The sequence below is a fragment of the Pseudoalteromonas sp. SG43-4 genome (genome assembly GCF_014164325.1).
Lineage (GTDB): Bacteria > Pseudomonadota > Gammaproteobacteria > Enterobacterales > Alteromonadaceae > Pseudoalteromonas > Pseudoalteromonas distincta.
Genome location: NZ_JACJFB010000003.1, coordinates 87,750 through 113,458, shown reverse-complemented (window position 1 = coordinate 113,458; position 25,709 = coordinate 87,750). Strand labels below are relative to the sequence as shown.

Sequence of the window (25,709 nt, the reverse complement as noted above, 5' to 3'; positions counted from 1 at the left end):
ATATCAAATGAAATTATAGTTGGCTGTTTTTTGTTCCTAAAACCATTTTAGTCAACTATATTATTCCGCTTATGTAAGCGCTAGGCCCTGGAGAAGGTTTTATAGATGGAACCAAATTATTCAGAATATTCTATTACTGAATTGCAAGAAGCTATCACGTCTATTGATAGGGCTTTGTACCCTGAACGCTTTGAGCTATTAAAAGCCGAACTATTAAATAGAGAAGAGGAAGAGCATGATGCTTCTCAATTAGTAAGTCTTTCATCAAAGGACTTACTTATTAAGCTCAGCAATGCATTTTTTGTAATTCCGTTGATGATCTATATAGGAATAGATGCACTTAATAGCGGTGAAATACTCCTTAAAGGAGGAGCTATATCAAAAAATGAAAACTTTATATTATTTACATTAAGCGTAATATTTTGTTTTTTAATCTCAGCGGTACTGACATATAGCCTGTTTGTGGATAAGAGAAAAAGTTCCTGACATATGTGTTATGTCGTTCATAAATTCACTAGGACACAGTTCGATTGGTAGTGCTTTTCTGGAGGTTGATAATATTTTCAACTCAGGGCAAAACATGCTGCACAAGCTAAGCAAAAACAAGTTATAGAGAATAAGAAGACGGTGAAGTGTATTTAAAAACTCTTTAACTGAAACAAAAAGGCCGCAGTAATAAATACTGCGGCCTTTGTTTTTAGCTAAGCGCTTTAAACTAGGTACGTTTAGTAAGCGCCTGCGCTATATATAAGCTCGTAGCTGTGGCTGTAAATCTCAAGGATGTTACCAAACGGGTCTTCCATGTAGATCATGCGGTACGGCTTTTCACCCGGGTAGTAATAACGAGGGGCTTCCATACGTTTTTTACCGCCAGCTTCTACAATACGCTCGGCTAAACCTTCTACATCAGGGTCTTGAACACAAAAATGAAAGATGCCTGTTTTCCAGTATTCAAAATTGTCTTTTGGGTTTTCTTGGTTTTTAAATTCGAAAATTTCGACACCAATACGATCCCCTGTAGATAGGTGCGCTATTTTGAATTTTTCCCACTTTTCGCCAAATACTTCTGTACACATTTCGCCAATTGGGCTTTTGTCTTCGGTAATTAAAGTCGGTTCCATTATTGTGTACCAACCCATAACCTTAGTGTAAAACTCGACTGCTTTTTCAACGTCGGGAACCGAAATACCAATGTGCGAAAAACTACGTGGATATGTATGACTCATAATGCTTCCTCTTTAACTTGTGACTTATCTTGTGGCTAGTTGATGGAGTTAGTTTACGAACTGAACAATATTAAGTAAAATTATCATTAATCATCATTTTGAGTATGTTTTGTAATGATAAACCCTGCATGGTTAAACACGTTTTGTACGTTGGTTGAGGTAAATCACTTTACCCAAACCGCCGAACGCCTTTTTATGACCCAATCTGGCGTAAGCCAGCATATTAAAAAGCTTGAGCAGCAAGTAAACTGCGCGCTATTAGAGCGCCACGGCAAACAATTTACCCTTACCGTACATGGGCAAAACTTGTATCAACAAGGCAGCTTGTTATTAAAGGAATGGCAATTTTTAGAACAACAATTAAAAGATGATTCGCCTTACAGCGGCTTGGTAAAAATACAATCGCCTGGTAGTTGTGGGCTACAATTTTATAGCCAATTATTAGCGCTGCAGGCAAAGCATACCGAGCTTAATATTGATTATCGCTTTGCACCCAATACAAGTGTAGAGCAAGCTGTGGCAAACCACAGTGCCGACATAGGCTTTTTAACTCAAGCTCCGACACTTAGCGAAGTTACAAGCCACAAAATTGGTAAAGAAGCCTTACTATTAGTCACCCCCGCACATATTAAAAACCCAACATGGGAGGTTTTATGTGAGCTTGGCTTTATTGGCCACCCCGATGCAAAACACCACGCACAGCTATTACTGAGCGAAAACTACAGTGAGTTTGAACATATTGATCAAATTAAACGCACGGGGTTTTCTAACCAGATAAGTTTAATACTGGAGCCGGTAAGTTTAGGGCTAGGTTTTACGGTTTTACCTGCGCATGCCGTTAGCGCATTTAATAAACCTGCGCTTATTAAAACGCACCATTTAGCTAATCCAATTAGCGAGAGTATTTATGTGTGCCATCACCGAAATAGGCCAATGGCAAAGCGTATGAATACAGTAATTGAGCTAATAAAGGCGGGAGTAAATAGTTAAAACGTAAACCCCCTTTACACCCACGGCACTTAATACCATAAGCAAAAGGGGGAATAGAAAATTAATTAACGCTTTCTAATTTTGCTTTTAAATCAAGTAAGTCGGTTGCGATAGTATTTGGCTGTATTTCCCACGGATCGAAAATAGATTCTTTAGATCGTTGAATCCACGCTGCGCGCATGCCGTGCGATATGGCACCGGTTACATCAAACGGATTACTTGATACAAGCCACGTGTTTGCGCCTGTTGAATTAGTTTCGCGTAAAAAGTGGCTATAAACCCCTGGGTTTGGTTTAAAGGTTTTAACGTCGTCGGCACTTACTACCCCTTCAAAAAGCTCACTAATGCCAGCGGTTTCTAATAAGGTATGAACTGCGTCGGCAGCGCCGTTTGAAAATGCAAACAAACGGTAATCCTTCGCTTTTAATTGCTCAAGGCCTGCTTTTACATCATCGAACGCAGGAAGCGTTTTATAAAGCTCTAGCAGTTGCCCCTTTTGATCTTCACTTAGCTCGGTTTTGTGCGCTAAGCAGGCGTAATCGAGTGCGTGTTTTGTACATAGCGAGAAAGGAATATAATTTTGCATTAATCCACGTCTAAATGAATACTCTAATTGCTTTTCGCGCCATGTATTTGAAAATGCTTGGGCGTTATCGCCAATCATGTCGTCGAGTAAGGACAGTACGCCGTGAGTGTTTATTAGCGTACCGTATACGTCAAATGCAAGTGTAGTTGCCATGTTTGCTCCGCAATAAAATAAATTAAGTTGGTTTTAGAGTACTTGCTTACAGCTTAACTTACTTTGAACGAACGCTCAATTTAATAAAACTTATACGCATCAAGCGCTAAAACATCCATTTCGATGTCTTCATGTATTTTTTCGGCTTTACCGTCACTACTTCCTAGCGCTGCAAAAAGAGGTAAAAAGTGTTCCTGGGTAGGGTGATTAAATAAAGCATGGGGTGCTTCATTTAAATAGTTAAGTAACGCTTGGGTGTTTTGCGCTATTAATTTTTGCTCAACCCAATGGGTAAACTCATTAACCATTTGAACACGATTAGGTGTAGCAGGGTTTTTAAATATTTCACGTAGATTATGACTAATCCCGCCGGAGCCAATAATTAATACGTTATCGTAGCGCAGTGGTGCAAGTAACTGCCCGTATTTATACATAGCCTGAGCGCCCAAACGCGTGTTAATAGACACCTGAACAATGGGAATATTAGCTGCTGGGTACATTAAGCGCAGCGGGATCCACACACCATGATCCCACCCTTGATCTGCATTTTGCACCGTTTTAATACCCGCTTTGTAAAAGTACTCACTAATAGTATTAGCAAGCTTAGGGTCTCCTAGTGCTGGGTATTGAATTTCATACAGGGGCTTGGGGAAGTTATAAAAGTCGTGAATAGTATGCGGCGCATCTCCGGATGTAATAACTATATCGTGCGCTTCATCAAAGTGGGCAGAAAACACCACAATAGCTCGTGGTTTACTAAGCGTTTGACCTAATGATGCAAAAAAATCTGACGTAGCCGATTGCTGTACAGCCATCATTGGCGAGCCGTGAGATATAAATAAAGCAGGCTGAGTCATACTAAAACCTTAAACAAATAGACGTGTTATAAACACTATATAAGTTTCTAATTTGACGATAAATATGATACTTATTTATACATTATCAACAAAGTATTGTTAAATATGGATAAGCTCACCACCATGAAGACCTTTTTAGCCGTTGTGCAAGAAGGATCATTTTCAAAAGCGGCCGATAAGCTCGATATTTCCCCGCAGTTAGTCAGCAAATATATTTCTGCGCTGGAAGATAATCTACGCACGCGTTTATTACACCGTACAACGCGAAAAGTAAGTGTTACAGAGGCTGGAAATCAATATTATCAGCGTTGTCAGCAGGTGGTTATTGATATTGAAGACATGGAAAACTCACTAAACAACTTAAGCGAAAATGTATCGGGTGTGCTTAGTATTAGTGCGCCTATGTCGTTTGGTACTAAGCATTTAGCAGGTTTGTTGGTTGATTTTCAAAAGCAGTATCCAAATTTAAAGTTAGATTTACGGCTCACCGACCAATATGTAGATATAGTAGAGCAGGGTATTGATATTGCTCTACGCATTGGCGTATTAAAAAACTCAACGTTGATAGCTAAAAAAATTGCCCCTATACACCTAGCGGTGTTTGCATCACCCGACTATTTAAAACGCCATGGCACGCCACAAACGCTTTTAGATTTACAGTCACATAATTATTTACGCTATTCCCACAGCGAACCCACAAAGCGATTATTTGGGGTTAATGAGTTAAAAAGCGAGCTAAAGCTTGAAAGTAACTTTGTGGCTAACAATGGTGATTTGCTACTAAATACAGCCATTGCGGGTGGTGGTATTGCTATGCAGCCCACATTTATAGCAGAGGAAGCACTGGCTCAAGGTAAAGTAGTGCGCATTTTAAATGACTACGAACCCGAGCCAATGGGGCTTTACATGGTGTATGCAAACAGACAGTTTTTACCCAGTAAAGTACGTGCGTTTGTTGATTTTGCAAGTGGCTATTATGGCGATACACCTTACTGGGATTTAGGACAGTGATATATCGATAAGTAATCAATTAACGTTATTTGTAGATGTAGTGCAACAAGGCTCATTTGCCAAAGCCGCAGCACTGCATGATATGGTTAATTCGTCACTATCTAAGCAAATTAAAAAAGGGACAAAACACCCAATTATTATGGAAGTAAAAATCCATAATAAAATAGGAATATAATTAAAATACAGATTCATATTACTGTGAGCGCGTTAAATTAATAATGCCCATTTTACTGTAATGGGGGTTTACAGTAATTTTTTGCGTTATACATTTAGCTCTTTTAATTTATTCCAGACGCTCTCGCCGCCAGGGTGAAGCGCTGCATGGTACCGATACGCATAATATGTAATAGGTACGCAATGATGCTTTTGGCCAACCACAACTAAACTTTTCTCTTTTAGCTCTTTAGTAATGACATAGTTTGGTAACCAAGCAATGCCATTACCCTCTAAAGCCTGTATTTTTAAAAGCTCTGTCATCGACGATACAAATACTTTTTTAAGTTTAGAGCCAGATATTATCGGCTCTAACTGCCTACCCATATAAGAATCTAAACTGTAAGCTAAGTGAGGTACAAACCCATCACTTTCTAAATTGTATATTGCCTTACCGTTTGCATTGCAGGCACTCACCGGCAATAACTCTGCACTGCCTATTTTTTGATGACTAAACGGAGGTAACTTTAATCGTTCGTTATCAAAAGCAATAAGTAGGTCACATGCGCCATGTTCGAGCGTAGCTGTGGCTTTATCAACATCAATGGCTTCTATATTGAGGACTACTTTGCGATCACTTTTACTATGAAAGTTCGACAGCTTTAGCGCTAAAAACGTAGCTAATGAGTGCGCTGCAGCAACCTTTACTGAGTGAGTTTCTTCAGAGGAGAGTTCTTCTAACATACTCACTGAGTTATTCATTTGGTTTATTAGATTACGCGCTGTTATATGAAATATTTTACCGCTTGAGGTAAGTGTAATTGGTAAGTTCTCTCTATCTATTAGCTCTGCACCTACGGCTTCTTCTAATGCTTTAATTCGTCGACTAAAAGCAGGTTGCGTTATATGCCTAAGCCTTGCGGCCTGCGAAAAGCTTTTTGTATTAGATAAGGCCAAAAAATCTTCTAACCATTTACTCTCTATATTCATAATACTCACTCAAGATATGCAATTTAAGCATGGCCAGTAAAATAATAGCATTATTCAAAACAAAAAAAACACGATAAATTTAACCCATACAGTAACAACTTATCGGAATATAACAATGCTTAGAACACTAGGAATATTGGGAGGAATGGGGCCTTTGGCTACCGCCTCATTTATGAATCAAGTAATTGCGTTATCACCTGCTAAGAATGATCAAGAGCACATACCTATGTTTATAAGGAATATCCCGCAAATTCCTGACAGAACAAATTTTTTAATGGGTATTGAAGATGAAAATCCATTTTTTGAGCTTAAAAAGGGTTTTAACCAACTTACTAGCTTAGGTGTAAGTTGCATTGTTATACCGTGTAATACCGCGCATTATTGGTACAACGCACTAACGCAAAATGCTGATGTGCATACCATTAGTATTGTACAAAGCGTTATTAAGCGCGCAAAGGCAACGGGCAAACGTAAGATAGGGATATTAGCAACCACAGCCACGCTCAATATGCGGATATATCAGACGGCATTTAGTAAGCACAATATTAAATTTATTGAGCCTAACGAGCAGCAGCAAACATTTATAATGCAAGGTATAACGGCGGTTAAGTCAGGAGATTTAACCTCAGGACATAATCTTTTAAAACAAAGTTATGAGCTAATGCTAGCCCACGGTGCCGATACAGTACTATTTGGTTGCACCGAAATACCGCTAGTTTTAAATGAACAAGTATTAAATTCACCCGATACATGCTTAGATACCATCGCGATTTTAGCGCAAGAGTGCGTTAATTGGGCTTATATAAGCACTCAACAATCAACCCTCTCAAGTGTGGCTTAATTAAACATTAGTTATAAATAGGTGTGCTTACACTGGTGCATTTAAGTAGCACACCTAAATAGCCAACTTACACTGGCGCGTTTTGTTCAATCAAGTTTTTAGCTTTTAACTCACTCCAAAACGCATCCGGAATAGTAACCTTCATTGAGGCTACATTAGCTTTAATTTGCTCCTCCGTGCGTGCCCCAGGAATAATTGAGGATACCGTTGAAGGCGCCTCTGCAAACTGCAGTGCAGCTGTTTTAATATCAATCCCATGTTTAGATGCAATGTCGCTTATTGCATTAAACTTTTGCTGCATAGGCCCTGGAATTTTAGGCGAGTAATTAAAGCGGTTACGACCGGCTAAAAAACCACCATTAAGCGGCGCACCAATGACTGCTGAAATACCTCGTTTATCAAGCATAGGAAAGGTTTTATCAAGTGCCTGCTTGTGATCTAAAATTGAATACTGCAGCGCTAGTAAGCAAATATCTGGGTCTGACATATCAAGCGCTTTATAAACAGCATGAGGTGTATTTACTCCAAAACCCCAGCCTTTAATTATTCCTTCATCACGCATTTTAGTCAGCTCAGGAATAGCACCTTTAGCCGCTTGATCAAAATACTTAAGCCAGTCATCTCCCATATCGCTGTTTTGTGGTGATAAATCGTGAATATAGACAATATCGAGTGAGGCGACACCAATACGATGCAAAGTATCTTCTATTGAACGGCGCGTGCCTGAGGCTGAATAATCATACTTATAATGAAACGGTGAGTGATCAGCCCAATGCCAACTATTTTCTAAAGGCTCTGCTGAAGGGGTAAGAAGGCGACCTACTTTTGAGGATAAAACATAATCTTCACGCTTTTTGTTTCGAAGTAAATCACCGAAGCGCCTTTCGCTTAAACTCAAACCGTAAAAAGGTGATGTATCAAAATGACGAATACCAGAATCCCATGCTGCATTTAGCATTGTTAAAATTTCTGTATCGCTTGATATAGTATTAAAGCCATTCCCGGCGGCAAGGCCGCCCAAGCCCATTCTTGATTCCGACCGGTAATGCTTAGCGTTAGTAACATCGTTTGTGGGTAGAGCAGCGCTTTTATCTATTGAGCCTTTAGTTTGCATAACACTGCCGTTAGACATTTTTACCTTTAGTTGCTCAGCCAAAGCTGAAGCACTAAAAATAGAGCCTAAACTTAAGGCAGCCCCTGCTTTAATAAAATTTCTGCGAGATACCATGTGACTATTCTCCTTGAGTAGGTTAAATATCTACGCTCTAAGCTAGTATAAATAACAACCAAACTCAAGCAAGGAGAATATAATAAATGACAATACTATCAATAAGATAGTTAAATTAACAAACACTGAATAGACGTTTGAATTAACATTTATAACTGATTATTTTCTTTACTCGTATAGTCCTTTTAAATGTACAAAACAGTGCATTTTAATAGCTTGATAAAAAAGCATACTTCCAAATTGGTGCACGCTTTAATACTCATTTATACAATATAAAATGGTTACATTTATTAGATGTGTACAAATTAGTAGACAAAACCGCAATAAATTAAAGATGCACAAATAATCTCACTATCAAAGCGATTGCGGCAACACTTAGCTAATTTAACCGAGCGTAGTTGAAATAATTGGGGTAAATATTACAAAAACGTTTATTATTAAAGGTTTGCCTTGCAATACACGACGTATTTGTCTCTTTCACAATGCAATTGCTGGCAAGCCCTGTAAGAGTTTTATCTTGCCAAGTAACACTGTGCAGTGCAGCAAATTGCAACTAAATTCAACGTAGTTAGCGCTGAAAATAGCTGCTTAAATAGATCAATTATTCAAGTTCAGGTTACTTGAGCTTTTTAATACCAATTAACACACAGATGGCACCGCCAATAATACCCGCCCATGCTTCTATTGGTGTGTCGCCACTAAATGCACGGCTAAGCTGCGAAGCCGCCGCATCATACACGTCGTATCCCCACATAATTAAAGCGATACCTATAACGATTAAAACAATTCCTACAATCTTATTATTCATAAATATCCTTAAGGTTTAACTTACATAAACTAAATAAAAATAAATCAGGGTTAATCTAATTCTAATTGAGCACGTTCTACGCTCTCACTAGGTAACTCTTTTTGTACCGATACACCAAGCTCTTTAAACTCTGATGCTTGTTTAATTAAATTACCTTTACCACGGTATAGCTGCGAGAATGCTTTATCATAACTTTCTTTCGCTTTATCAAGCTGCTTACCTACACCTTCCATACTCAATAAAAAACCATTGAGCTTGTTATAAAAACGCTCCGCTCGACTTGCCAGCTCTTTTGAGTATTTAGTTTGCTCTTCAAAACGCCATAACTGTTTAACAATATTTAAACTAGTAAGCAAAGTCGTGGGTGTAGCTACCAGTATATTTTTTTCGATTGCTTGTTGGTAAATATCGCTTTGATATTTGAGTGCTTCTACAAAAGCTGATTCTATTGGTACAAACATAACCACCACTTCTGGCGAGTTAATACCTGGTAAGCGGTCGTACGATTTACTCGCAAGTTCATTAATACGCGCTGTAACGGCGTTTACATGCTCTTTAATTGCTTGATTAGCATCTAGATCATTTTCAGCATTCACGTAGCGTGTATAGGCATTTAATGAAGTTTTAGCATCAATAACTAAGTGGCGACCCTGTGGTAAGTACACAACTACATCAGGGCGTAAGCGGCCATCTTCAGTGTTAAACGACACTTCGCGCTTATAATCAACGCCTGCACGTAAGCCAGCACTATCTAATACGTTTTCGAGCATAAGCTCGCCCCAATTACCTTGGGTTTTCTTTTGCCCTTGTAGGGCGTTACTGAGCTTGTCGGCTTGATCTGTTATAGCTTGGCTTTTAGCTTGCAAATGCAGTAGCTCGGTTTTAAGTGCAGTCCGTTGTTTTATGTCTTCAACGTGCATTGATTCCATTTTTTCTCTAAAGCCTTTTAGCTCGCCTTGAACTGGTTTTAATAATTGCTCAATGCTTTCTTGATTTAAGGTTTTAAAGCTTTGTGATTTTTCTTCTAGAATTTTATTGGCTAGGTTTTCAAACTCTTTTTTGAGCGTATTTTTACTTTGCTCAATTTGCGCGAGTTGCTCGCTAAAGTTTTGCTGTTTTTGCTCAAGGGTAGTGCGCATATTATTATATTCAACATCGCGCTGATTATATTGTTCACGAAGCGCTGCCAGCTCGCCTTCGGCTTTACGCCAAAAATGATTGTATTGAATGCTTTGTTTTTCTTGTTCGCTAAAACGCGTTTTAAAATGCTGCGCTTCATCGCGCTGCTCTTGGTGAGTATGTTCTAGCAGTTCATGATCTTCTAGCAAGGCGCTGTATTGCAGCTCTTTATTATCAAATTGGTTTTGTAACAGGGAAAGCTGTTGCTGCTGTTCGCTTATTTGTAGATGTAGCTTTTTGCGAAGCCGTGTTGATACAGCGCCGTAAAATAGGACGCCTAAAGCAACACCAGCACCAGCGCTTAGCCAATCAATATTAGTGAGTACTTGAGTGAGCATAAAATAAACTTATAAAATTTAGAGACATGCCATCATAACCAATAACCAACAACAGAAGTAGGGGAGTTAAGAAATTACAGACATAAAAAAGCCAGCTTAAAATAAGCTGGTCAAATATTACTAAGTTAAGTAATCAAAGGGATAATCAACATGTGCCCGAGCAAGCTGCAACTTAAATACATAATCACCAAAATAACTAATATTATTAGGTGAGGCTATATAACAACAGGCATTAGAGTAGACCGGATAACAAAATAATTAAGTCAAATTAATTTGCGGAAGATCAATTATTTTTATTCGGGTTGATTTAAACAAATCAAATTATGGGCATAAAAAAAGCCAGTTCAAAATGAACTGGCTCAATCATTACTAAAATTAGTAACTAAATAGGGGGAATCAACATGAAAACTTGTATTAACTGCAATTAATCAACAAGCATAATAGTAGACGCGTCTTTTTTAATTAAGTTCAAAAAAAATAAAAAACTTTTAAAATAAGTGCTGAACGCTAGATTTTAGACATAAAAAAAGCCAACTCAAAATGGGCTGGCTCAATCATTACTAAAATTAGTAACTAAATAGGGAATCAACATGAAAACTTGTATTAACTGCAATTAATCAACAAGCATAATAGTAGACGCGTCTTTTTGAATTAAGTTCATAAAAAAATAAAAACTTTTAAAATAAGTACTGCACGCTAAATTTTAGACATAAAAAAAGCCAACTCAAAATGGGCTGGCTCAATCATTACTAAAATTAGTAACTAAATGGGAAATCAACATGATGCTTGTGTTAACTGCAATTAATCAACAAGCATAATAATAGACGTCCGCTTTTTAATTAAGTTCATAAAAAGATCAAAACTTTTTAGATCTTTTTTAGTTTTTAATTAATGACAACATTTGCTGCTCATCAAACTTTGTAAAGCTCATTGATTTATCAGTAAATAATGCATCAACAAGGGCTTGCTTGTCTTGCTGCATTCTAAATACTTTTTGCTCTATTGAGTTACTCATTATGAGCTTATAAACAAATACAGGATTAGTTTGACCAATACGGTAGGCTCTATCAGTCGCTTGCTTTTCTACTGCGGGATTCCACCATGGATCAAAATGAATAACGGTATCTGCTTGTGTTAAGTTAAGGCCTGTTCCACCGGCTTTTAAGCTAATTAAAAACACGGATGTTTTACCACTGGTAAACTCGTCGATTACTTTATCTCGTTGACGCGTTTGCCCTGTAAGCATACTAAAGTTAATGTTTATTTCTTCAAGGCGTTGGGCTATTAAATCGAGTGCCGATGTAAACTGACTAAATATAATAATCTTACGACCCAGGCTTAGCATAAGCGGTAAGTGTGTTGTTAACCATTCAAGCTTAGCGGAGCCTGCTTGAGTATCTGGATCTATTAATTTAGGGTGGCAACAAATTTGCCTTAACTTTAAAAGCGCCTCTAAAAATGCAAGCTTACTTTTTTGTGCGCCTTGTTCGGCAAATAAGTCTATTAGCTTCTCTTCTAATGAACGTGTAATGCCTTGATACATTTCTTTTTGCTTAGGCTCAAACTCAAACTCTTTTGTAAGCTCTGTTTTTTCAGGTAACTCTTGCGCTACTTGTGCTTTAGTGCGGCGCATTATAAAGGGCATAATTAACGCTTTTAACTGCTCAGCCCTCTGCATATCAGCTTCACGCTCAATAGGTGTTTGAAAGTGCTGCTTAAAGTGGGCTTGAGACCCAAGTAACGATGGCATAGCAAAATCGAGTAACGATTTAAGCTCAAGTAAATTATTCTCGATTGGAGTACCACTTAAACAAAGTTTAAAGTCGGCATTTAAGCGTTTAACTAATCGTGAGACCTGTGCGGTATCGTTTTTAATGTATTGTGCTTCATCGAGGATAATATTTTCAAAATATAATGGCGAATAATATGCAATATCACGCTTTAAAAGCGGGTATGTAGTAAGAATGCATTGCGCTTGTGCTAAGTGTTGTAAAGGATCGTTACGGTTTGATCCAAAAATAGTGGTTACTTTTAAACTTTTAGCAAACTTAGTAATTTCGTTTTTCCAATTACTCACCAAGCTAGTTGGGCACACTATAAGTGTAGGGCCTGCTTGTGGGCGATTAAATGTACTCGCTAAAAATGCAATAACTTGGAGTGTTTTACCCAACCCCATGTCGTCAGCTAAAATACCACCTAATTGATGACGTTTTAAAAAGCTAAGCCAATCAACGCCTTGCTGTTGGTACTCACGAAGTGTTACTGAGTCATTTAAGCCATGTAATGAAACCTTAGGCATTGCCTTATCGGTATTATTTAACTCTTGTAAATATAGCTCAAGTGAATCGTCGTGAAGCTCTACGTTAATAGCTGTGTGCTTTACTAGTTCAGGCAAATACGAAAGCGGAATATTAAATTCGTCACGTGTTTTTACAAATTCAAAACGTTCTTTAAATTCGTTTAATAAGTTAATGGCAGACTTATTAATAACCCCAAATTGACGGCCAAGCGGGTAATAATAAAACAGTTCACTTTGGCGATTCAATGACTGATAAAGCGAATCAGCATTAGTAAACAACAGCGATGCTTTTGCGTCACACAACAATACTTTGCAGTGCATTTGATGCCCTGCTGCACGGTGTACATGTAAACTCACTTCACATTGTGGATTAGGGCTTGTTACTTTACTTACACTGACTTGCCAACCACGCTGCTTAAAGCCAGGGAATACTTCGTATATTAGCCAATGCAAATGGATAGGAGATTGCTTTGTAAATACAAGCTCACTTTGTAAACCCCCTTTACAAAATTCAAACCCAAGATTGATTAGCTCGTTAGTTACGGTGTTTTCAAATGCGCTATTTATAGTACTTGCTGGGGCAGAACCAGCTAAATAGTTTTTATTTTTATACTTAAATAACAGCGAAAGTGATAAACCTTGCTCGCCCATTGTTACTTTTAAAACAGCATTACTAGATAGCTTAGGTAACGTTGGCTGCAAGTTAGTAGGGTGCGGTATAACACCTGCACCAAAGTTATCGGCAAGCTGTTTATATATTCTGTCAAAATTAGCGTCATGCAAAGCAGGCATAGTTTGTAAATGCGCTATTTCGTCTGCACTCAATGGGGTACGAAGACGACCCGCTTTTAAATGATCTAAATCGAGATAAGTAGGCGGTGTTGTTTTTAATAAAGCCCAGTTTTGGGTTTGCTCAAGCTTAATAACTAATTGTGATAGATCTTTATCTTGCTCCCATCTAAAACTCAATGCTTGGCCAGATTGCGCTTTAATTGGCACGCGAGAGCGCTGAAAAAACAAGCGCTCAGTAGCTATCAATTGTTGTAGGGCACTAAAGCCCCATTGGCCTTTTAGCTCAATACTTCCTACTGCATTTTGTGAACGTATCCAACTAAATAATCTAAAATCACTTTCGAGTAAATCATTTGGCGTTACGAAACTATTTAACTGTTGCTCTGTGAGGTTTCGGCCTAACGTGTAATTCTTTTTAGTCTCAAAATTAGCTATTTTAGGTGTTAAAAATACTTTGTTATTTTCAATATCTAATACAAATAATAATACTTGCGACGGTGTATGTTGATCACCACTTTTAAGAGCGCTTAATTCACTAAACCAATCATTAATGAAGTAATCTTCACCGTATTCACCAGAGTGCTCTATTTTAAGCTTAAACAAAATAGCAGCCAAATGTCGGCATTTGGTTTTTGCATTACACGTACAGTGTGTATCAACAGAATAACCAGTTGGTACTTTACTGATCTCAATACGTTGGTTAAATGATGATCCGTTATCCACTTGCACGGTAGAGTCTACAACAGAAAAATTAGGGGTATGCTCTAGCCAGGTGATTTGACCTTTCTTGTAGTACTCTTTGCCTTTATCTAAGACATTTTCGCGGAAAAGTTTTTTAATAAAGCGTTCAGAAAGAGGAAACTGGGTAGCCTGCTCATTTTTAATTTCTTCAAAAATAGCCATTAAATCATTTTTTGATAAGTTAGCAGACATGTCACTCTAAGCATTAAATTTTAAAAATAATTCTGCCAGTATATGCCTTATGTGCTCTGAGCTAAAGCACTATTAACAAGTTATAAACTGGTTGGAGCTGATAGCTTAGTAAAAAACCGGTTTATAGGTAAAAATCAGTATAAAATTTAGCTAAATAATAGACCCTGCATACAAGTACAAAGAATAATCTAGGTATTACAGATCACAATTTTACTAACAATAATAATAAACCAAGAGCAAATAGCTAAAAAGGGGCGATTAGTTAGTAAAAAAGTGATCTTGAAGAGGAAATATGATTATTTAAGGTAGGATTAGGCTAGTAAAGATCAGATTTTTACTAACAAAACAATCTGTCAGATCAGTATTTAACTAAGTATATATGTCTGACAGATCATTATTTAACTAACTAATTAAAGACACTTAATAGCTTAGTTAATTGTTCTAAGCGTTTGTCTGTCATCACTTTATTGTCGATTTTGATAGACACATCACCACTTTTTAAATTGCGTTGTACCGATACAAACTTATTTTCAAGTACAGCTTCACGCTTAACAGCAGCTTGAGGCTCAGCAGTTAGGCATTTAGTGATTGCCATTGCACGCTTGTCGTCACTTGTAATGGCGTTTAGCTCTTCATCACTAGCTAGGTCACTAACAAGTTGATTAAACGCCTCTTGGTCTCTCTCCTTTGCGCTCATGAGCTTTTTAGCCACTTCGCGACCCACGTGATTCGCAGTAGGGTAGAGTGCAATAACTTCAGCAGGTATTTGTTCATACGCTTTAACAGCATCTGCAATGGCGGTGTGTGATACACCTTCAATTGCAGCAATCTCTCTGTAAGATCCTTTTTTACCTTGTTCAATAAGCTCATTTTTAGTTTGCTGGTAAGCTTGTCCTAGCTCCCATAGACTTGGAGCGATATATTGATCTGAAGATACAGCTAAAATTTTAGCGTCTTGCTCAGTAAAGTCACTTGAACTAAGTACTAAATAATCAGCGTTACCTAAAATACAGGCCATACGACGGCGAGAACCCGCTAAGACTAAGCTTTTACCACCCTGATCCCAAAGTAACGCAGGGTGCTGATTACGGCCATCCTCTGCAATGGCAGGTAAAATATCCGATACTGACTTTTCGTTAAGAAGTGCTTGTACACGGCGGTTTTTACCGTACACACCTGTTGTAGATTCAATGTCAGCGTGTGCGATCACTTTGCAAATAAGAGTAATTTGGCGCTCAGGATCGCTCGGTGCTGGCATGCGAATTACATCACCAGCATTTGCTTGTTCAAGTAATGCGTCAAGGCTACTACTTCCTACAGCTGTTGCAAAAGGATCTAAGCGGGTGTCATTTTTACGTTTTTTAGCCATTTTTATTTAACATCCTTACTTAGGGGTATTGAGTGTTGATTGAGTTGACTGCCAATTTGAACGAATAAGCATTTCTAGCTCATCGACCACATCTTTAATATTTTCTTGAGCGCGCATTAGTGATTCACGGCTTGCTAAGCTGTCTGACGCTTTTTGATCAAAAATAGTATTGAAAGACGAAGAGCTAGCAGTAATCGCCGAGCTGTGGTTGATTGGGTAACTCATAACTTGGCGACCGAATGCACTACGAACATCTTTAACAATATCGCGCTGTGAGTGATTACCTTTTACATAGTTGGTCACTAAAAACTGCATAAAATCCCATCCCTCATGGCCAAGTGCCGCAACGGTATGGTAAATCTCGCCTAGTCGTTTTAAATATTTATTATTAGCATCAAAGTCTACAGCTTCTGGATGAACAGGGATAAGCATCGCAGTAGAAGCCATTAATGCATTATAAAACATAAAGTTAAGAGTTGGAGCTGTATCTATTAATATAATATCAAACTCGTCTTTAACAGGGTTAATTACTTTTTCAAGTAACTTATGGTAATGACGAGTTTGCTCATAATTTGAGGTGTCTTTGAGTAATGTTGCAGTTTCGTGCTCAAAATAAAAATCGTCCATACCTGATGGTAGTACACGAATATTTGGGATATGCGTTGGTAAAAATGAGTTTGAAACAAATTCAGGCCATGTTTCGCCCTCATCCAAATCTATACAATCACGCATTAAATCACCAACAGTAATTGGGTCATGCTCGCTTGAAGGAAAAAAGCTTGAAGAAGAGCCTTGAGGATCTAAATCAATTATTCCAATGCGATAGCGCTTAATATTTGTAGTTGCCAGCGCTGCTGCAATATTAACCATGCTAGTTGTTTTGCCACAACCACCTTTGAGAGAATTAATGACAATAACTTGCAGTTTGTCATCACCAGTACGATGACCTGGTTTAATATCCATAATATCAGCCATAGCAAAAATATTTACTAATGTGTAAGCATAATGACCATTGGCGCCACGTTTTATGTTTAAATCATCAAAGTCACCGTTGTCATGACGTCTTTTTAAAGTACGATTATTACAACCTAATAAATCGGCAGCTGCTTTTTGCGTATAAGTTCTTAATTCTTTTTCTTCTGATTTAAGATGAGCACGATAGTGCTGAATACGACCTTCTAATGATTTTTCAGCTACTTCGGCAGTTGCTTTTAAAAGCCGGTAGGTACTTAACGCGTTATTATTGATAGACATACTTTCTTCCTCAAAGTTAGGCAGTTAGTATAATGTCCATTCAAATTGCTGTAAACAACTATTTAAGACGACATGCATTTTAAAAAGAAGACATTTAAAAATACTTTTACACTTTTAATATTGCTTAGTATAAATAAAGAAGTTTAAAGGTGGTTAAATATATAAGGTAGTAAAGGTTAAGGGCCTTAAATTAACACATAACATGATGATTAATATAAATAATATAAAAAAAAGCAGATCAGCGTTATACTTGGTAAAGATCTGATCTTTATCTACCTGCAGATCACCTTTTTACTAAGCCTTATTTTTTAAATCAAGTTATACACAGGTTGCGCATAAGGTTATGAACAAAAAGAGCCCTTGAGATCAATTTTTTACTAAGTAAATTATAAAGTTATGCACTAACCTCAGCGTCAATAGGTTCGTTTAATTAGTATAGATCTGATCTGTACTTGGTACAGATCAGATCTATGCTAACTCGATAAGCCTTTATCCACAGGGATATTAATTTTCATATGAATTTGTCGTGCTAAATTTTAAAATAAAGCCATTGTGATGGACAAAATAACAGCTGAGTTAGTAAAAAACCGATTTGAGATGACCTAGTTAGTAAAAATATGATCTGAAATCGCAAGTTATGTACATTACTTAGTATAATAGTGATCTAAACGTTTTATTTAAAGTCAGATCACTTTTATACTAACTTAAACATTTAACTTTTGTTGTTTAATGTGTTGTTATTAGATGTCGCAATAAAAATGGAAATAAGAACAATGAGCCGAAAGGTCAACATCTCGGTAGATAATTTGCCCGATACACTCAGGGGCCAAATCCACGGGGTGGAAAGTGCAATTGATAACGAAAGTTTAGCACTATTTACAGACAACAAAGACGTGCGAATTTCTATTGAAAATGCAGCTCATGGTTTACGTGCATATTCAAACACGTTTAATCATTATGATTTGTGGGGCCGTTTTGTTCGCTCTGGCTATAAAAAATTGCCACTTGAAGAAGCGCCTAAAAAAACAATCATTACGCGTAAAATATCAGAGAAAGTAGATGGTATTTTATACGATGGTGAGATAAAAATTACCCCTGCTGTTGTCAGTACTCGTAAAGATGGTGAAGATATTGAGTATCTTGTTTGGCCATCGGACAGAGAAGAAAAAGTAGAACGAGCACTTATTCGTTTAGCTTCTAAAGGCAAAATAGTTAAAATTAATTTTAAGTCCGGTATTCAATACGCGGTTGTTTTTTCTATGAACGAATTAGCGCAAGAGCTCAAAGCGGTAGGGCAGTCAATGCCCTATCCTGCAATTAAAGAGTCACTTGAAGCATTGCAAGGTTCTAAACTTTCATTTAAATATTCAGCAACCGATACTAAAAACTCCGATATAGATGATTCGTTTTACGAGTCAAATATGAACTTTTTATCGTCACTTCACTTTAGTGGCAAAAAAGGTCAAGGTGGCAATGTAAAGTGTGTGGCCTGTTTAAATGCATTTGTTCATAACATGATTGATAACCTTGAATACAAAGGATATTACTTTAACAGTGCACAAGAATTAAAACGGGGATTGTCGCGTTGGATGATGCTTCGTTTGTATCACCTTTGGCGTTATGCAGCTCCAGGTAAAACGTATCATTTTAGATTACTTTCTATTATGGAAAAATACGGATCTATTTATTCAACTGATGATATTACGGAAAATAAATTAAAAGCGCTTCGTCGTGATATGACCACCACAATGAAAGATCTGATTGAAAAAGGTGCTATATCAGAATACAGCATTACAAACGTCAAAGATGACAAAACTGGTAACATTATTGATTACACATACGAAATGCACCCCTCTGATCAGTTTTGCGATGAAATACTTACATTGAACAAACACAACAAACGCATTGAGATTCAAGGCGGTAAACGTATTGTTGAAAATGCAGTGTTAATTGATGAAGATAAAATAGAAGAGATAGTAGAAAAATAATAAACGTTATTTTATATACTGTACATATTTACTAAAAAGGCCACAATATGTGGCCTTTTTAACATAATAGCTATCGGTCAACTTGTTCTAAATATAGCCTATCAACTAAAAAATCATACTCACGTTTTCGAGGATGAGCTTCGGGTTTCTTATAATCAGGTAAGATACCTAGTTTAACGTCTGGTTCTGGATTAATCAGAATAAATGGTAATGCGGCGCTCACATGATAGCGGTTTTGTGCTGTGTATCTCACATTAACTTGAGGGCTTACGCGAGTAGGGCGACGAATTCTTAATTTTTCCTTTTCACCTAAACTAGCAACCCGTAATTGTTCTTGAGCTACAAGTGATTGCCATTTTTGTTGATCTATCATTCTTGGATTTCGATAACTGGCCGATTTGTCGAGCATTTCGAGGGCCATTTTTTTAGTCAATGTTTTAGTTGCGTGCTTGTGCATCCAAGTAAACCTAACGGAAAATGGTGATTCACTTTCACTGTGAATCTTACGATAAGCAGCAAGTGTTATTAAATTTGGTATTGCATTATGAACAGCCTCAAATCGGGCATCGTTATTATCAATTGCCAATATACACTCTTTGAAACTAGCTTTAGCTTTGTTAACTTGTGCTATACGATTATTTAAAGCTTGTTTATCTGCATTTTTAATAACAAGTAAACCAGGGTGCCTTTTTAACACGCGACTGCTTAAGCCCGATTTTTTATAAATGTCAGAAAAGGAGTTTAAAATTGCCTTTTGAGCCGGCGCTCCAGTTATTTTAGAGACAAGTATGGACTCAGGAACCTTATTTTCATCTAAATTACTTACATCAGGTAACTGATAGTACTCTGCTCTGGAAAACTCACATTCGTTTAATTCCTCAATTAACCTTAAAGTTAATTCGTTCATTAAATCAAACTGACTCCTAATTTGCACTTTAGTAACCACGACACACCTCAAAGAACACATCTTACTAACTCCATATTATTGCATGCACTTTGCATTGAGTAAATATTTAATAAAATAATACTCGGTGTTCAGATAACAGCGAAATTAAATTATGTATGATGTGTTCTTTTTGGAATGAATGGTTCTACTTATTCCTGTAATTTAGTACTGTTTTATTGATTAAAGAGTTAGTCCGCTTAGAGCTTAATTGCCCATGTAGTGTAATAAATGAGAAATGTAAAATGAACTTGGTGCGGTTGTATTCTAAATAATAGTGTTAGTTTTGGTTGTTTCTCTAATTAGTGATTAATATTATAACGTGTTTTAACTATGGGTTTATCATCCAAAAGCTTAGAATGTCATACATGATTTTTGCATGAGAGCCATTTAAGGCATCACTGGCAGTTAAGTTTTTAGTTATCACAACTTGCTAAATAACGTTGGCGGCAGGGTGGGAAGGTGAGTGCTGAATCAGCAGATTAACCTTGTGTCAGTTGTAAGTATATTCTGGCATCAGAATAATCAACAGCGCTATTCTACTAGGCTTAAAGTACATATAAATGAGCAACACAAAATGCCATATCATATATTTAGGCCTGCACATAGTCCCTGTTAGTTAATAATTAATTTAGCGCGTAAAGTTAAGATTACATTTGATGCAATTTAAGTATGATGTGTTCTTAGGTAAAATACATATAATATACCCTTGTGCTTTATTTATTCTCAATGTGTTAAAATTGAAACTAATTAACTCTAAATGTATGTTTTAAATCACTTTAGTTTATTTGAAATAAAACTAAAGTGATTGTTATATAACCACCTGAGTCAAGTAAAATTACTTTTATACTTAACTCATAACTAAATAATTGGAAAATAGTGAATTTAGTCCTTGAACATAGGGGTCTGCATACGTTAATTTCTTCTTATCAGGTAATGTAGGAATGAGGAAAAATTATGTCATCGTGGAACCCAAATAGCTGGAGAGAGCTGCCAATACTGCAGCAGCCACAGTACCCAGATCAAGAAATACTTAAATCAGTTGAAGGCCAATTAAAAACGGCTCCGCCTCTAGTTTTTGCAGAAGAAACACGAAGCCTATTCAAACAACTTGAAGACGTGTGCGAAGGTCGTGCATTTTTACTTCAAGGTGGTGACTGTGCCGAGTCGTTTAGCGATTTTAATGCCGCTAATATTCGCGATACATTCAAAACAATTTTACAGATGGCTGTTGTATTAACTTACGGGGGTAAATGCCCTGTAGTTAAAATAGCGCGTATGGCTGGTCAATACGCTAAACCTCGTTCAGCAGACTTAGAAACAATTAATGGCGTGTCTTTACCATCTTACCGTGGCGACATCATCAATAATATTGAGTTTACAGAAGAAGCGCGCATTCCAGACCCACAACGTTTAATGACTGCATACCATCATAGTGCTGCTACGTTAAACTTATTACGTGCATTTGCACAAGGTGGCCTAGCCGATCTTCACCAGGTTAACCGCTGGAACATGGGCTTTGTTGCTGCAAATCCACTTAAAGAAAAATACCAACAACTTGCAGATAAAATTCAAGACGCACTAGAGTTTATGGAAGTGTGCGGAATTAACTCTACAATTGCGCCAAGCTTAAAAGAAACCGATTTATACACTTCTCACGAAGCTTTACTACTTGGTTACGAAGAGGCACTAACACGTCGCGACCATTTATCGGGTGATTGGTACGATTGTTCTGCTCACTTTGTTTGGATTGGTGAACGTACACGCCAACTAGACCACGCACATATTGAGTTCTTTAAAGGCATTAAAAACCCAATTGGTGTTAAAGTTGGCCCAGGTATGGACCCAGACGACCTAATTCGTTTAATTGACGCATTAAACCCTGATAACATTCCTGGTCGTTTAACGCTAATTACGCGTATGGGTGCAGACGTACTGCCAGAAAAACTCCCAGCACTAGTACGAAGAGTTCAACAAGAAGGCCGTAAAGTAATTTGGAGTTCTGATCCAATGCACGGCAATACTGAAAAAGCGACTTCAGGTTACAAAACGCGTAACTTCGATAATATCATGCGCGAGATCAGTCAATTCTTCGCTGTACACAAAGCAGAAGGTTCATACGCAGGTGGTGTTCACCTAGAAATGACAGGTCAGCACGTTACAGAGTGTACAGGTGGTGCTTACGGTTTATCTGACGATGACTTAGCACAGCGTTACAAAACACAGTGTGATCCACGCCTTAACGCCGACCAAGTATTAGAGTTAGGCTTTTTAGTCGCTGATTTACTAAAAGACGCACGTAAATAATATTTATTGATACAAAAAAACCGCTTAGTTGCGGTTTTTTTTATTTCAAATTTGATGACTAAATTAGTACTTACGTCGCTCCAAGTCTGTCTCTATCAGTATTTTTGCAGAAATTTCTTCAACAGAATGATGCGTAGAATTAAAGTAAGCTATTTTGTGACGCTTATACAACATTTCCACTTCGCGCACCTCAATACGGCACTGTTTAATTGAAGCATACTTAGAGTTAGCCATACGTCGATGCCTTATAGCCGCAAGCCTCTCGGGGTCAATCGTGAGCCCAAATAACTTATGTTTATAAGGGATTAAACACTTAGGCAAACCTTCATTATCTAAATCTTCTTCTGTAATAGGGTAGTTTGCCGCTTTAATGCCGTACTGCAGTGCTAAGTATAAGCTTGTAGGGGTTTTACCACTTCTGCTAACGCCAATTAAAATGATGTCTGCCTCGGAAAAGTTTTTAATATTTCCGCCATCATCATTCATAAGAGCATAGTTAACCGCATCAATTCTAAAATCATAACTTTTTTCGTGGATAGAATGCGTACGATGCATTTTTGGAACAGGAGCTACGTTGAGTTCTTTTTCTATTTTTTCGCTATACGTAGTTAAAAAATCATATGTAACTGCATCAGCCGATTTTATAATTTCACTTAAATTGTGATTCACAAAAGTAAAAAACACGAAAGGCTTTTCACCTGTTTTTGCAGCGGTTGCATTAATTAAAGCTTTAATTTCGTGCGCTTTTTTTTCAGTTTCTACAAATGGAATTGTTTTATGATTAAAATCGATAGGAAACAACGACAAAGTCGCATGCCCAAATACCTCTGAAGTAATTGCTGTTCCATCTGATATATAAAAAGCAGTTCTCATAATTAACCTTTTTATTGCGTTTAAATCCCTAAAATGGGTTTCCCACGGTTTACGTGAGGACTGTTGCCAGTGTAGAATGATGACGACCTTTATAAAAGGTTTTCTTTCTTAACTCTCACAGTTAGACCTACAATTTGTTTTTTTTGGAGAAAGATCCGTGCAAGAATACGTTCTCTGGTATCAAGAGCTTGGTATGCAAGATGTTCCTCGAGTTGGCGGTAAAAACGCGTCACTTGGCGAAATGATTTCAAACCTCGCAAACGCAGGTGTACAAGTACCCGGTGGTTTCGCAACTACCGCAGATGCTTTTAATGAGTTTCTAGATCAATCAGGACTCACCGCCAAAATTCATGACATCCTAGATACACTTGATGTTGATGATGTAAATACACTCGCTAAAGTCGGTGCCGATATCCGCCAATGGATAATCGACACACCATTCCAACCAAACCTAGATCAAGCCATTCGCGACGCATATAGCCAACTCCATGGCGATACTGCAGCAGATGTTTCATTTGCGGTACGTTCATCAGCTACCGCTGAAGATATGCCAGATGCATCATTCGCAGGCCAACAAGAAACTTTCCTTAACGTTGTCGGTATCGATTCAGTCATGGTCGCTATTAAACACGTATTTGCTTCATTATTTAATGACCGTGCAATCTCATATCGTGTTCACCAAGGTTACGATCACCGTGGTGTAGCGTTATCTGCAGGTATACAGCGCATGGTACGTTCAGATAAATCAGCATCTGGCGTAATGTTTAGTATTGATACAGAGTCTGGTTTTGAAGACGTTGTATTTATTACATCAAGCTATGGCTTAGGTGAAATGGTTGTACAGGGCGCCGTTAACCCTGATGAATTTTATGTTCATAAACCAACACTCCTTAAAAACAAACCTTCAGTAGTACGTCGTAATATTGGTTCTAAAGCCATACAAATGATTTACTCAGAAGACAAAGCACATGGTAAGCAAGTAGACATCGTTGATGTTGACCCTGAGCTTTCTAATAAATTTTCGATTACAGATGAAGAAGTGCAAGATCTTGCCAAACAAGCTGTAATCATTGAAAAACATTACGGTCGTCCTATGGACATCGAATGGGCAAAAGACGGAAACGACGGCAAACTATATATAGTTCAAGCACGTCCAGAAACTGTCCGCTCAAACGAAGACTCAAACGTAATGGAACGTTTTCAATTAAATGGCACAAGTAATGTACTTGTTGAAGGCCGTGCAATTGGTCACAAAATTGGTAGCGGTGTTGTACGTGTTCTTGATTCAATCAAAGAAATGGACCAGGTACAAGTAGGCGACATTTTAGTTACCGATATGACCGACCCTGATTGGGAACCAATCATGAAACGTGCAGCAGCGATTGTTACAAATCGTGGTGGCCGTACGTGTCACGCGGCAATAATTGCACGCGAACTTGGTATTCCGGCAGTTGTTGGTTGTGGTAATGCAACTGATTTAATTAAAGCGGGACAAGAAGTAACAGTATCGTGCGCCGAAGGCGATACCGGCTTTATTTACGAAGATATTTTAGATTTTGAAATACTAACGTCACGCGTTGATAAAATGCCAGAACTACCAATGAAAGTAATGATGAACGTGGGTAACCCCGATCGCGCCTTTGACTTTGCACGCTTACCGCATGCAGGTGTTGGCCTTGCGCGAGTTGAATTTATTATCAACCGTATGATTGGCGTTCACCCTAAAGCGTTATTAAATTTTGATGCGCAAACCGATGCATTAAAAGCAGAAATTACTGACATGATTGCCGGTTACGAATCACCAGTAGAGTTTTACATAACAAAACTGGTTGAAGGTATTTCAACGCTTGGTTGTGCTTTTGCACCGGAGCGTGTAATTGTGCGTATGTCTGATTTTAAATCAAACGAATACGCAAACCTAGTTGGCGGCCAGCAATACGAGCCTGAAGAAGAAAACCCAATGATTGGTTTTCGTGGCGCCGCACGTTATATCTCTGAAGACTTCCGCGATTGTTTTGCACTAGAATGTGAAGCTATAAAACGCGTAAGAAACGACATGGATATGGCAAACATTGAAATCATGATCCCATTCGTACGTACCCTTGAAGAAGGTAAACGCGTAATTGAATTACTAGAAGAGCATGGCCTTAAACGTGGTGAAAATGGTCTTAAAGTAATCATGATGTGTGAGCTGCCTTCAAATGCATTACTTGCTGATGAATTTTTAGAAATGTTTGATGGTTTTTCTATCGGCTCTAACGATTTAACACAGTTAACGCTTGGTCTTGACCGTGATTCAGGTTTAATCGCACATTTATTTGATGAGCGTAACCCAGCAATTAAAAAACTACTTTCTATGGCAATTAAAACAGCTAAAGAAAAAGGCAAGTACGTAGGTATTTGTGGTCAAGGTCCTTCAGATCACGAAGACTTTGCAGCATGGTTAGTAGAGCAGGGCATTGACTCTGTTTCACTCAATCCAGACACAGTAATAGAAACATGGTTATACCTAGCTAAAAAATTAGCAAAGTAATAAATAGGTAAGCTATAAAAAATGCCAGCAATGTATTGCTGGCATTTTTTTATACCCA

20 protein-coding genes are annotated in these 25,709 nt (G+C 37.7%); 8 read left to right on the top strand and 12 right to left on the bottom strand.

The window, feature by feature from the left end:
* Positions 1 to 105: 105 nt before the first annotated feature.
* Positions 106 to 486, top strand: coding sequence for a hypothetical protein (locus tag H5160_RS04345; protein WP_182711983.1), 381 nt, complete (start codon positions 106 to 108; stop codon positions 484 to 486).
* 239 nt (positions 487 to 725) lie between these two features.
* Here the strand turns inward: H5160_RS04345 and H5160_RS04340 are convergent, their stop codons facing one another.
* A complete protein-coding gene (locus tag H5160_RS04340) occupies positions 726 to 1,226 on the bottom strand; it encodes a lactoylglutathione lyase family protein (protein ID WP_002959229.1) in 501 nt (166 codons plus the stop codon).
* Positions 1,227 to 1,340: 114 nt separating this feature from the next.
* Between H5160_RS04340 and H5160_RS04335 the strand changes: the two genes are divergently transcribed.
* Positions 1,341 to 2,216, top strand: coding sequence for a LysR family transcriptional regulator (locus H5160_RS04335; protein WP_182736867.1), 876 nt, complete (start codon positions 1,341 to 1,343; stop codon positions 2,214 to 2,216).
* A 61-nt stretch (positions 2,217 to 2,277) separates the two neighbouring features.
* Here H5160_RS04335 and H5160_RS04330 read toward each other — a convergent pair whose 3' ends face one another.
* Both H5160_RS04330 and H5160_RS04325 read right to left on the bottom strand, forming a co-directional pair.
* Positions 2,278 to 2,955, bottom strand: a complete 678-nt coding sequence (locus tag H5160_RS04330; protein ID WP_002959247.1) for a haloacid dehalogenase type II — start codon at positions 2,953 to 2,955, stop codon at positions 2,278 to 2,280.
* Between the two features lie 80 nt (positions 2,956 to 3,035).
* Positions 3,036 to 3,812, bottom strand: coding sequence for a class III extradiol ring-cleavage dioxygenase (locus tag H5160_RS04325; RefSeq protein ID WP_182736865.1), 777 nt, complete (start codon positions 3,810 to 3,812; stop codon positions 3,036 to 3,038).
* Positions 3,813 to 3,917: 105 nt separating this feature from the next.
* Between H5160_RS04325 and H5160_RS04320 the strand changes: the two genes are divergently transcribed.
* Together H5160_RS04320 and H5160_RS20365 are read left to right on the top strand one after the other, a co-directional pair.
* Entirely contained in the window at positions 3,918 to 4,823 is a 906-nt protein-coding gene (locus H5160_RS04320) for a LysR family transcriptional regulator (RefSeq protein ID WP_182736863.1), read from the top strand.
* 1 nt (position 4,824) lies between these two features.
* Positions 4,825 to 4,998 (top strand): LysR family transcriptional regulator, encoded by a 174-nt coding sequence (locus H5160_RS20365; protein WP_310736665.1) that lies wholly within the window; start codon positions 4,825 to 4,827, stop codon positions 4,996 to 4,998.
* A gap of 86 nt (positions 4,999 to 5,084) precedes the next feature.
* Here H5160_RS20365 and H5160_RS04310 read toward each other — a convergent pair whose 3' ends face one another.
* Positions 5,085 to 5,966, bottom strand: a complete 882-nt coding sequence (locus H5160_RS04310) for a LysR family transcriptional regulator (RefSeq protein WP_182715973.1) — start codon at positions 5,964 to 5,966, stop codon at positions 5,085 to 5,087.
* 115 nt (positions 5,967 to 6,081) lie between these two features.
* Between H5160_RS04310 and H5160_RS04305 the strand changes: the two genes are divergently transcribed.
* Complete coding sequence (locus H5160_RS04305) at positions 6,082 to 6,807, top strand: aspartate/glutamate racemase family protein (RefSeq protein ID WP_182725202.1); 726 nt, start codon at positions 6,082 to 6,084, stop codon at positions 6,805 to 6,807.
* Between the two features lie 67 nt (positions 6,808 to 6,874).
* On the opposite strand, the gene H5160_RS04300 is transcribed toward H5160_RS04305, so the two are convergent.
* The 6 genes from H5160_RS04300 to H5160_RS04275 form a co-directional block, all read right to left on the bottom strand.
* Positions 6,875 to 8,035, bottom strand: coding sequence for an aldo/keto reductase (locus H5160_RS04300; RefSeq protein ID WP_182736862.1), 1,161 nt, complete (start codon positions 8,033 to 8,035; stop codon positions 6,875 to 6,877).
* A gap of 616 nt (positions 8,036 to 8,651) precedes the next feature.
* Positions 8,652 to 8,843, bottom strand: a complete 192-nt coding sequence (locus H5160_RS04295; RefSeq protein ID WP_024596528.1) for a DUF3185 family protein — start codon at positions 8,841 to 8,843, stop codon at positions 8,652 to 8,654.
* A gap of 50 nt (positions 8,844 to 8,893) precedes the next feature.
* Positions 8,894 to 10,360 carry a DNA recombination protein RmuC gene (gene rmuC, locus H5160_RS04290; RefSeq protein WP_182672989.1) on the bottom strand — a complete coding sequence of 489 codons (1,467 nt, stop codon included), beginning with the start codon at positions 10,358 to 10,360 and terminating at the stop codon, positions 8,894 to 8,896.
* An 877-nt stretch (positions 10,361 to 11,237) separates the two neighbouring features.
* The gene (locus H5160_RS04285; RefSeq protein WP_182736860.1) at positions 11,238 to 14,384 is read right to left on the bottom strand and encodes a DEAD/DEAH box helicase; all 3,147 of its coding nucleotides are present in this window, start codon (positions 14,382 to 14,384) and stop codon (positions 11,238 to 11,240) included.
* A gap of 406 nt (positions 14,385 to 14,790) precedes the next feature.
* On the bottom strand, positions 14,791 to 15,753 hold the full coding sequence (locus tag H5160_RS04280; RefSeq protein WP_182694859.1) for a transcriptional regulator: 963 nt from the start codon (positions 15,751 to 15,753) through the stop codon (positions 14,791 to 14,793).
* A gap of 15 nt (positions 15,754 to 15,768) precedes the next feature.
* Entirely contained in the window at positions 15,769 to 17,007 is a 1,239-nt protein-coding gene (locus H5160_RS04275) for an AAA family ATPase (protein ID WP_182736858.1), read from the bottom strand.
* Positions 17,008 to 17,780: 773 nt separating this feature from the next.
* Between H5160_RS04275 and H5160_RS04270 the strand changes: the two genes are divergently transcribed.
* On the top strand, positions 17,781 to 18,995 hold the full coding sequence (locus H5160_RS04270) for a hypothetical protein (RefSeq protein WP_024596523.1): 1,215 nt from the start codon (positions 17,781 to 17,783) through the stop codon (positions 18,993 to 18,995).
* A 70-nt stretch (positions 18,996 to 19,065) separates the two neighbouring features.
* Here H5160_RS04270 and H5160_RS04265 read toward each other — a convergent pair whose 3' ends face one another.
* Complete coding sequence (locus tag H5160_RS04265; protein WP_165723776.1) at positions 19,066 to 19,941, bottom strand: DNA replication terminus site-binding protein; 876 nt, start codon at positions 19,939 to 19,941, stop codon at positions 19,066 to 19,068.
* Between the two features lie 954 nt (positions 19,942 to 20,895).
* Here H5160_RS04265 and H5160_RS04260 point away from each other — a divergent pair.
* The gene (locus H5160_RS04260) at positions 20,896 to 22,245 is read left to right on the top strand and encodes a class II 3-deoxy-7-phosphoheptulonate synthase (RefSeq protein WP_024596521.1); all 1,350 of its coding nucleotides are present in this window, start codon (positions 20,896 to 20,898) and stop codon (positions 22,243 to 22,245) included.
* Between the two features lie 63 nt (positions 22,246 to 22,308).
* Here H5160_RS04260 and H5160_RS04255 read toward each other — a convergent pair whose 3' ends face one another.
* A complete protein-coding gene (locus H5160_RS04255) occupies positions 22,309 to 23,118 on the bottom strand; it encodes a pyruvate, water dikinase regulatory protein (protein ID WP_182736856.1) in 810 nt (269 codons plus the stop codon).
* Positions 23,119 to 23,275: 157 nt separating this feature from the next.
* On the opposite strand from H5160_RS04255, the gene ppsA reads away from it, so the two are divergent.
* Positions 23,276 to 25,651, top strand: coding sequence for a phosphoenolpyruvate synthase (gene ppsA / locus H5160_RS04250; protein ID WP_182736854.1), 2,376 nt, complete (start codon positions 23,276 to 23,278; stop codon positions 25,649 to 25,651).
* Positions 25,652 to 25,709 lie beyond the last annotated feature (58 nt).